At 49.7% G+C, this 10,228-nt stretch carries 4 protein-coding genes and 3 pseudogenes; 6 read left to right on the top strand and 1 reads right to left on the bottom strand.

Annotation, left to right across the window (positions count from 1 at the left end; genetic code table 11):
- The 3 genes and pseudogenes from BHV83_RS18995 to corA all read left to right on the top strand — a co-directional run.
- Positions 1-276 (top strand): annotated as a pseudogene (locus BHV83_RS18995) (signal protein PDZ); the annotation flags it as partial.
- Between the two features lie 15 nt (positions 277-291).
- Positions 292-2,769, top strand: coding sequence for an endonuclease MutS2 (locus tag BHV83_RS18990; protein ID WP_122206223.1), 2,478 nt, complete (start codon positions 292-294; stop codon positions 2,767-2,769).
- 12 nt (positions 2,770-2,781) lie between these two features.
- Positions 2,782-3,864: a magnesium/cobalt transporter CorA gene (corA, locus tag BHV83_RS18985; protein WP_122206224.1), complete on the top strand. Its 1,083-nt coding sequence runs from the start codon at positions 2,782-2,784 to the stop codon at positions 3,862-3,864.
- Here corA and BHV83_RS18980 read toward each other — a convergent pair.
- Positions 3,861-4,460 carry a recombinase family protein gene (locus BHV83_RS18980; RefSeq protein WP_122206225.1) on the bottom strand — a complete coding sequence of 200 codons (600 nt, stop codon included), beginning with the start codon at positions 4,458-4,460 and terminating at the stop codon, positions 3,861-3,863. The two genes, corA and BHV83_RS18980, sit on opposite strands and share 4 nt — an antisense overlap.
- Positions 4,461-4,722: 262 nt before the next feature.
- Here BHV83_RS18980 and BHV83_RS18975 point away from each other — a divergent pair.
- The 3 genes and pseudogenes from BHV83_RS18975 to BHV83_RS18965 all read left to right on the top strand — a co-directional run.
- Positions 4,723-8,376 (top strand): annotated as a pseudogene (locus tag BHV83_RS18975) (efflux RND transporter permease subunit); the annotation flags it as partial.
- Positions 8,372-8,614, top strand: a pseudogene (locus tag BHV83_RS18970) (TolC family protein); the annotation flags it as partial. The pseudogenes BHV83_RS18975 and BHV83_RS18970, both read left to right, overlap by 5 nt.
- A gap of 12 nt (positions 8,615-8,626) precedes the next feature.
- Positions 8,627-10,228 carry an efflux RND transporter periplasmic adaptor subunit gene (locus tag BHV83_RS18965; RefSeq protein ID WP_122206226.1) on the top strand — a complete coding sequence of 534 codons (1,602 nt, stop codon included), beginning with the start codon at positions 8,627-8,629 and terminating at the stop codon, positions 10,226-10,228.

Below are 10,228 nucleotides of genomic sequence, written 5' to 3'. Positions count from 1 at the left end.
AACACGATGAAATACCGCGATCCGAAAACCCAGTTTACGGATGCCAACGGTTTCAAACGTTGTATGTTCTGGGACACATTCAAATACCCACAAGTAGCCGATGCGATCCAGAAACCCGGTAACAAGACCGCCTACTCATATTTATATTATTACGCCCCGTATATCAACCCATCCGGAAATAATGCCTGTACGTTCGATATCAAAAGGGGTAAAAACAAAATGGAAATCATCGTCCGCCCGACCATTCGCCGGTCCGTGACGGTCGAAGTAAAATAAAGCATTTACAAGAAAGTGATATATCCGCAAAATTTCGAACAAAAAACGGGCTTCGATAAAGTCCGTCGTTTAATTTCAGAGAAATGTTTAAGCCCGCTCGGAGAAGAACGGGTGGCAGAGATGGAATTCTCTGCCGATTATCAAACCGTAACTCGACGTCTGGAACAAACTGACGAGTTTGTTCGTATCCTGCACGGAGAAGACGAGTTTCCCGCCAGTTATTTTTTTGATGTGCGTTATTCGTTGAAGCGGATACGCCCCGAAGGAACCTGGCTAGATGAAAAAGAGCTATTCGACCTGAAACGTTCGCTCCAGACAATCAACGATATTATCCGCTTCTTTCGCCCTTCCCTGGAAGAGGGAGAAGAGATCAAATACCCGGCATTGACCGCCCTTGCCGGCGATATTCAGGTATTCCCGCAGTTAATCGGAAAGATCGACGCGATACTCGACAAATTCGGACGGGTGAAGGACAATGCCTCTTCTTCACTGGCGCAGATACGAAAAGAGATCACGGCTACCATGAGCGGTATCTCCCGCAGCTTGCAGTCGATATTACGCGCCGCACAATCGGAAGGTGTAATAGATAAAGATATTACTCCCACCATGCGCGATGGGCGCCTGATGATCCCGGTCGCTCCGGCTTTCAAACGGAAGATCAAAGGGATCGTGCACGATGAATCGGCTAGCGGCAAGACTGTTTTCATCGAGCCGGAAGTCGTCGTGGAGGCAAATAACCGCATCCGCGAGCTGGAAGGCGACGAACGCAGGGAGATCATGAAGATCCTGACGGAATTTACAAATTTCATCCGTCCGTTAATCCCCGATATCCTGCAATCCTATGAGTTCTTGGCCGAGATTGACTTCATCCGCGCCAAAGCATTGTTTGCCGAGCAGATAAACGGAATCAAGCCGGTCATCGAGGACAAACAGCAGATCGACTGGATACACGCTGCGCATCCCCTGCTTTTCCTCTCGTTACAGAAACAAAACAAGCAGATTGTCCCGTTGGATATTCTCCTGGAAGAGAAAAAACGCCTGCTGATTATCTCCGGGCCGAACGCAGGTGGTAAATCCGTTTGCCTGAAAACGGTCGGATTGCTGCAATATATGTTGCAATGCGGCCTGTTGATCCCCGTATATGAAAGCTCGAAAACGGGATTGTTCGAAAACATGTTCATTGACATCGGAGATGAGCAAAGTATTGAAAACGACTTGAGTACCTACAGTTCACACTTGACGAACATGAAATTTTTCGTCAAGAACTGTAACAGCAAAACTCTAATCTTGATTGACGAGTTCGGTAGTGGTACGGAGCCCCAGATCGGAGGTGCGATTGCCGAAGCCCTGTTGGACCGTTTCAACCGGAATCACAGCTACGGCGTTATCACGACTCACTACCAGAACTTGAAGCATTTCGCTGAAGACACGGAAGGGATCGTTAACGGCGCCATGCTCTATGACCGCCACCTGATGCAACCGCTCTTTAAGCTGTCGATCGGTAATCCGGGAAGTTCTTTCGCCGTCGAGATCGCCCGGAAGATCGGCCTACCGGAAGATGTCATTGCGGATGCATCTGCTAATGTCGGCTCCGACTATATCAATATGGATAAATATCTACAGGATATCGTTCGTGACAAACGCTATTGGGAAAGCAAGCGACAGAATATCCGCCAACAAGAAAAGAAGCTGGAAGATATTACCGCCCGCTACGAGCAGGATTTGGAAGCCGTAAACAAACAACGGAAAGAGATCATGCGTAACGCCAAGGAAGAGGCACAGCGTATCCTTTCCGAAGCCAACGCAAAGATCGAAAACACGATCCGCGAAATCAAAGAGGCACAGGCGGAAAAGGAACAGACCAAGCTTGCCCGCAAAGCCTTGGAAGAATTCAAGGCTTCTGTGATAGCAGCCGAAGAAGAGGACGACAAGATCGCCCGCAAAATGGCAAAATTACAGGAACGCAAAGAACGTAAAAAGCAGAAACAAAACGCGCCGGCCTCAAAGCAGGTCTTCAACCGTGATGTCATAGAAGCTGGCGACAACGTCCGCCTCAAAGGACAAGTCTCAGCCGGAACCGTTATGGAAGTTCAAGGAAAGCAGGCAGTTGTAGCATTCGGCATGATCAAGAGCACAGTCAAGTTGGAACAACTGGAGAAGGTCAGCAAAGGACAAATCAAGAAAGAGATCCAAAAAAGTACTTTTGTCAGTGTCCAGACAGCGGACGATATGCATGAAAAGAAATTGAACTTCAAGCAGGAGATAGATGTTAGAGGTATGAGAGGAGACGAAGCCTTACAGGCCGTTACTTACTTTGTGGACGATGCCATACAAGTTGGTGCCGCTCGCATCCGTATTCTGCACGGGACAGGGACAGGCATACTTCGGCAGCTGATACGCGATTACCTGCACACTGTTCCGGGCGTCCGCCAGTATCACGACGAACATGTCCAATTCGGAGGTGCGGGTATTACGGTTGTAGAACTCGAATAAGAACAAACAGATATGAGGCGAAGAGAATATGTACATCCACACAAGCGCAAGCATATTTCCAACCGGCATCTTGCCGACCGATATTTCTATGCCGGCGAGCATGATACCGTTACCCGGATCAGCCTCACACAATACAATACCGACACTCTGCACACACGGGAGATCAAGACAAACGAAACGTCGTTCAAAAAATTTGTCGACGGAAATAGTATCAACTGGTTCCAGGTTAGCGGTCTGACTGATTCGGAGGCGGTCACGCGTATCGTCAATGAATTCGGGATGCATAACCTGGACGCCAAAGATATTCTGACTCCCCAACACGTAGTCAAGATAGAAGAGTATGACAAACACATGCTTATCGTACTCAATTCTTCCTACTACGACACCAATATGGAGATCAACTCCGAACATATCAGCATCCTAATCACAGGAAACGTAGTCATCAGCTTCACGGAAAGCAACAATCCTGTATTCGAAAATGCCTACAAAGCCATCGAATCCGATATGCTGAATATTCGCCGAAAAAACAGCGGACTACTCCTGGCATTCCTTTTAAATACGATCATTGCCAATTTAGTGGAATCGGCCTCCAAAGTGGAGGAAATGCTTGAGGATATAGAAGAGACCCTGCTCGATATCAAAAACGACCAAGGTAATATGGGGCTGCTTATCCAACAACGTCGGAAAGAATATATGGTTATCCGCAAGAACAGCCAACCACTGAAAGAGCAATTTGCCAAACTGCTGCGCACCGAAAACGGAATCATAAGCTCCGACATCCTTCCCATCTATAACGACTTATCCGACCAGTTGCAGTTCATCATCCAGACAACCGAAAGCTGCCGGGAAATCATATCTTCCCTGGTCGATCTCTACATATCCAATAACGACCTGCGCATGAATGCGATCATGAAACGCCTGACAATCGTATCCACGATCTTCATCCCGCTGACATTCCTGGCTGGTATATGGGGGATGAACTTCAAGATGATGCCAGAATTGGACTGGCAATACGGGTATGGCATAGCCTGGTCACTCATGCTACTGACAGCAATCTCGACCTGGCTATACATGCGGAAAAAGGATTGGTTTTAGAGTCCGTAGTTCCGTTTGAACATATAATAGGTATTTCTGGAAACATTAAAACGTTTACAAATTTCGAAAACAGTGTCTCCGCGTTCAAGCATGCTGATCACCTCTTCTTTATTCGCATCCAGGAAAGACTGTTTTGCAGCCGATCCTTTCGGACGGCCTAACGGGCCTCCCGCGCTCTTCTTATAATTCAATGCCTCTTTGGTACGGATTGACATCAAACTGTGTTCGATCTCCGTCACCAACTTGAACACGTTTCCCATAACTGGCAAATCCAATGCCTGATCTAGGATATACCGGTCTCTTATACTATAGATCTGAACGCCTTTTTCCATGCAGCGTCCCATAATATCCATAACTTCCGACAAAGTTCGTCCCAAGCGGGAAATATCCGAAAAGATCAGACTATCGCCTTTTTGCATACGATCCAGTACCCTAGCGAGATTACGTTCATCTTCCCTCCCTTTGTCAACAGTGACATCCGTAATCCACTTATCGACATTCATATCATGATTCGAAGCATAACGTTCAATCTCATCTTTCTGTTCTTCTAGAAGTTCCTTGTTTGAAGTTCCTACTCTTAAATAAGCTATTACCATATTTCCAGCAACTTAATAATTAAAAAAACGTAGAACCAAAATTTATTTCTCGGTGAAGATACGAAAAGTAATTATAGCACAATAGCTAAACTTTCCATTTTATTTAAAGAAAATGTTAGTATTCCGTTCTTTAACACAATAAATTAAATCGTATGTAAAAAGCTATCGAACTAAGAATGAAATAGCTAACAAATTATCCAATAACCGGGGATTTATTACCTTTCCCTCGATATAAGTATTTTGAACATGTTTATCGTTTTTTTTGATCTTAGTGCTGGTAGTCGTATGGGGCATCTCGACTTCTCCATTTAACTGGCACGGAGGGATCATTCCCCGCAATCCGATTCCGGTAGACGCGATTCCCGACATCGGCGATAATCAACAGATCGTAGCGACCGAATGGATGGGACGTTCGCCCAAAGATATCCAGGATCAGATCACCTATCCGCTGACCACTTCCCTGTTGGGGATTCCCGGAGTCAAATCGATCCGTAGCTCTTCCATGTTCGGCATGTCCTTCATCTATATTATTTTTGATGATAATATCGAATTCTACTGGAGCCGTTCGCGGATTCTCGAAAAGCTCAACTCCCTTCCCCCCGGCACGCTGCCCGAAGGCGTACAACCGGCGTTGGGTCCGGATGCAACCGCTTTAGGACAAATCTACTGGTACACGTTGGAAGGACGCGATCCGGCAACCGGAAAACCGACAGGCGGATGGAATGCGGAAGAGCTGCGTACCATACAGGACTACTATGTCAAATACAGCCTTTCGGCCGCCGAAGGAGTGTCGGAAGTGGCATCAGCCGGAGGTTTCGTGAAAGAGTACCAAGTCGAGCTGAATCCGGATGCCATGCGCGCCTTTAATGTTTCCGTCATGGATATTATGGGGGCGATCAAGAAAAGCAATCTCGATATCGGCGCCGAGACAATGGAGATCAATAAGGTCGAATATCTGATCCGCGGCCTGGGCTATATCAAAGATGTATCCGACCTGGAAAAGGCCGTCGTGACGGTTCGTGACGGTGTGCCGGTACGCATCTCCGATGTAGCGTTTGTAAATATCGGTCCGGGTACGCGGCGCGGCGGGCTGGATAAAGAAGGTGTCGAAGCAGTCGGCGGTGTCGTGATCGCCCGGTATGGTTCCAACCCTTTGGAAGTCATTAATAATGTAAAAGACAAAATCAAGGAGATGGCGCCCGGACTTCCCCAGAAAACCTTGTCCGACGGGACTGTCTCCAAAATCACCGTCGTACCTTTTTACGACCGGACAGGCTTGATCAAAGAGACAATCGGCACGCTCGAAACATCTTTATCCCACGAAATACTGATCTGTATCATCGTTATCATCGTGCTGGTCCTCAACCTCCGGGCATCCGTCGTGATAGCCAGCATGCTCCCTATCGCCGTGTTGTCTACCTTCATCATCATGCGCTACACAGGAATAGCCGCCAATATTGTTGCCCTTTCGGGTATCGCCATCGCTATCGGCGTGATGGTGGACGTCGGCGTCGTGTTTGTCGAAAGCATCATCCGGTATATGGAGATGCCGGAAAACAGAGGCATCCGCAAAGGGAAAGCGATGGTAAACCTTATTTATAAGACGGTCAGTGAAGTATCGGGGGCCATTGCCACGGCGATGATCACGACTATCGTCAGTTTCCTGCCCGTTTTTGCAATGGAGGCACAGGAAGGAAAAATGTTCTCTCCCCTCGCCTACACGAAAACCTATGCGCTGGCCTCTGCTTTCGTATTGGGATTGATCTTGCTGCCGACCTTATCCTATATATTGTTTTCGGTACGGATCGACTCAAAGCGGATACGGAAAGTGCTCAACTACATACTGATTGCAGCAGGTGTCCTCTTGTCTGTCCTGTACAGTAATATTCCGGCACTCGGACTTACAGCCGTCGGACTTAACAACCTGCTTGCTCACCGTTGGAAGAAACCCGGAATAAGTAACTATATCAATATCGGTATCGCACTTGTCGTCGCCACCTACTTCTTGGCAGAAGAATGGTTGCCGATGGGCCCCCAGAAAGGCATTATCGTCAATCTTCTTTTCGTAACAGGATGTATCGCCATCATTCTTGCACTGCTCTGGTTACTGGTGATCTACTACGAACGTATCCTTCGCTGGTGTCTGAATAACCGGTGGAAGTTCATGCTGCTACCGATCGCGACTATCCTATGCGGCATCCTGATCTGGAAACGGATCGGGCAAGAGTTCATGCCCAGCCTCAACGAAGGTTCATTCCTGTTGATGCCGACCAGCATGCCCCATACAGGAATCGAGCAAAACCTGAATTATATCGAAGCGCTGGACAAACGCCTGGCAGCCATCCCCGAAGTGGAAACGGCAATCGGCAAATGGGGACGGGTAAACTCGGCACTCGATCCGGCTCCCGCCCAGATGTTCGAGAATACGATCAACTATCGTCCCGAATATATCCTGAACGAAGACGGAAAGCGGGAACGTTTCAAAGTGAACCGGAAAGGAGAATATCTCCTGAGAAACGGAGGCACCTACAATCCGGCAGACGGCTTCCGCCTGATTCCGGCAGATAGCCTGATACCGGACCGCAAAGGAGACTATTTCCGGCAATGGCGTCCCGAAATCAAGAACACCGACGATATCTGGCAGCAAATCGTCAACGTCACCCACCTGCCCGGACTCACATCCGCCCCGAAACTGCAACCGATAGAGGCACGCCTTGTCATGCTCTCGACCGGTATGCGCGCTCCGATGGGATTGAAGATATACGGGCCGGATCTGGAAACGATCGAGCAAAGCGGAAAGGCGATCGAACAGGCGCTCAAAGACGTTCCTTCCGTGATCCCTTCGTCCGTATTCTATGACCGGGCGGTCGGAGCACCTTATCTGGAGATTAAGCTGAACCGGGATAACATGGCCCGGTACGGAGTGAACGTCGAAGATTTACAGGAAATACTAAGTGCAGCCGTCGGCGGCATGATCCTAACAAAGACGGTCGAAGGCCGCGAGCGTTTCCCCGTGCGCCTCCGCTATGCCCGCGAACTGCGTGATAATCCGGAAGCATTGTCCATGCTCCTGGTTCCGACAGCCACCGGCGCCCAGATCCCATTGAAAGAACTCGCCGATATCGAATATGCCCGAGGCGCCCAGATGATCCAGAGTGAGAACACCTTCCTGGTCGGCTACGTGATCTTCGACAAGAAACAGGGAAAAGCGGAAGTGGACGTTGTGAAAGAAGCGACAAAAGTGATCGAAGGAAAGATACAAAACGGAGAGTTGAAACTAACAAAAGGCGTTTCCTACAAGTTTGCCGGAAACTACGAACAACAGGAACGTGCCACCGCCCGGCTGATGATCGTCGTTCCCCTGGCCCTGCTGATCGTCCTCCTGGTTCTGTATTTCCAGTTCAAGACCCTTACAGCTTCGTTGATTCATTTCTCCGGTGTATTCGTAGCTTTCGCCGGCGGCTTTATCCTGCTCTGGCTGTACGGTCAGGACTGGTTCATGAACTTTTCGCTGGCGGGAGTCAATATGCGGGACCTGTTCCAGATGCATACCATTAACCTGAGCGTAGCCGTATGGGTCGGCTTCATCGCCCTTTTCGGAGTGGCGACAGACGACGGTGTGCTGATGGGTACTTACATCCATCACGTCTTCCTGGAAAAGGACCCGCAGACCAGGCACGCCATACGTGAAGCCGTCGTGACAGCAGGACTCAAACGTGTACGTCCCGCAGCCATGACAACCGCGACCACCCTGGTCGCCCTGCTCCCCGTCCTCACCTCGACCGGAAAGGGAGCCGATATTATAGTTCCGATGGCAATCCCGACTTTCGACGGCATGCTGATCCAGTCGATGACCATGTTTGTCGTCCCCGTATTCCAATGCTGGTGGCGGGAAGGGCTGCTGAAGAAAGAGGAAACAACTGGCCAATGCCTCGCGCAAAATAGACCTGTACACAAAGCAGCAAGACTTGTCCCGGTCGACCTACCAGTTGATGATCCGCGAATTTTCGGCAGGAACGACTTCCCTCACGGACATCATCCAACTAGAACGCCAATTACTGGATTACAGCCTTAAAAAGAGCGAAGCGGTTGCCGGATACAACACGCTGATCGCGGGCTTAGAGAAATTAGTATCAACCTCCGTAAATGAATAACAAGATGAAAAAATAATAAAAAGCAAACCAGTTCAATATATAATAGTAGCCTGTGCCGACTTATTAGTCGGCTGGTTGTTGTTCAGCCCGTCCGAAACCCCCACACCCGCTACCCATGAGGGGCATGAGATGCACGCAGGACACCGTCACGACCTCGTACAGGACGAGACGGGCGTCTGGACCTGCTCCATGCACCCCCAGATACGCCAGAATAAACCCGGCAAATGCCCGATCTGCGCGATGGACTTGATCCCGGTCGGTAAAGGAAGCGGCGGCAGAGAGAACTCCGACCCGAAAGCAATCCAGTTATCGGAAGAGGCGGCCGCCCTGGCAGACGTGCAGACTTCAAAGGTCAGCAGGGAAAACCCGGTCAAGACAGTCCGCCTGTACGGCAAGATCGCCCCGAACGAACAAAGCTTACAGTCACAGACAGCGCATGTAGGCGGACGTATCGAACAACTCAACATCAATTTTACCGGCGAGAGCGTACGAGCCGGACAAACACTTGCCGTCCTTTATTCACCCGAACTGTTCACCGCCCAGCAGGAACTGTTGGAAGCCATCAAGATGAAGCAGCCCGCCCTGATCCAGGCAGCCCGCGAGAAACTCCGTCTCTGGAAAATGACGAACGCCCAGATAGAAGCGATCGAACAATCCGGTAGCGTTTCCCCACTCGTCGAGATCAAAGCGAACGTAAGCGGAATCGTCATGACCAAACGCGTAAACCAGGGCGATTATGTCGCCTCCGGCGCTGTCCTGTTCGACATAGCGAACCTGTCGAGCGTATGGGCGATGTTCGATGCTTTCGAAGTTGACCTGCCTTTCCTGAACAGAGGCGACCAGGTTCATTTCACCTTGCAGGCTCTTCCCGGCAAGACCTATACGGGCCGGATCGCGTTTATCGATCCGATCATCAACCCTTCCACCCGTACGGCACGTGTCCGGGTGGAAGTTCCCAACAGCCATATGGAACTGAAGCCGGAGATGTATGCGACCGCCGAGGTCAGCGCCCCGCTTCAAGGATATAAAGACCGGATCACCGTGCCGCAGACTGCCGTTCTCTGGACCGGCAAACGTTCCATCGTTTATGTCAAGCAACCGGACACCTCCACCCCGACCTTCCTGATGCGTGAAGTAGAACTTGGTCCTTCCCTCGGCAACGCATACGTGATATTAAAAGGATTATCCGAAGGAGAAGAAATCGTAACGAACGGTGTTTTCTCGATAGATGCCAGTGCCCAACTGGAAGGGAAACAGTCGATGATGAACAATGACGGCGAAGCACAACCGATGAGCGGTCATGAAGGGCATGCCGCGCACGGTACATCCGCAGCACAACCGGAACCGGCAGGCGAGCATGCCATGTTCGGGGTAAAAGGTTCCTGCGACATGTGTAAACAACGCATCGAAACAGCAGCCAAAAGCGTAAACGGCGTTTCATCGGCTCATTGGGATAAGGAAAAACAGATGATACATCTACAGTACGATCCGTCCAAAACATCTGTGGACGCTATTAGCAAAGCTATTGCCAAAGCGGGGCACGACACGGATACTTATAAAGCGGATCAAGCCGTCTACGACCAACTGTCGGGTTGTTACAAATACCGGCAATAA

Source organism: Parabacteroides sp. merdae-related_45_40, from assembly GCF_001915675.1.
Note: the sequence above shows the minus strand (reverse complement) of the source record. Positions and strands in the feature narration are given on the sequence as shown.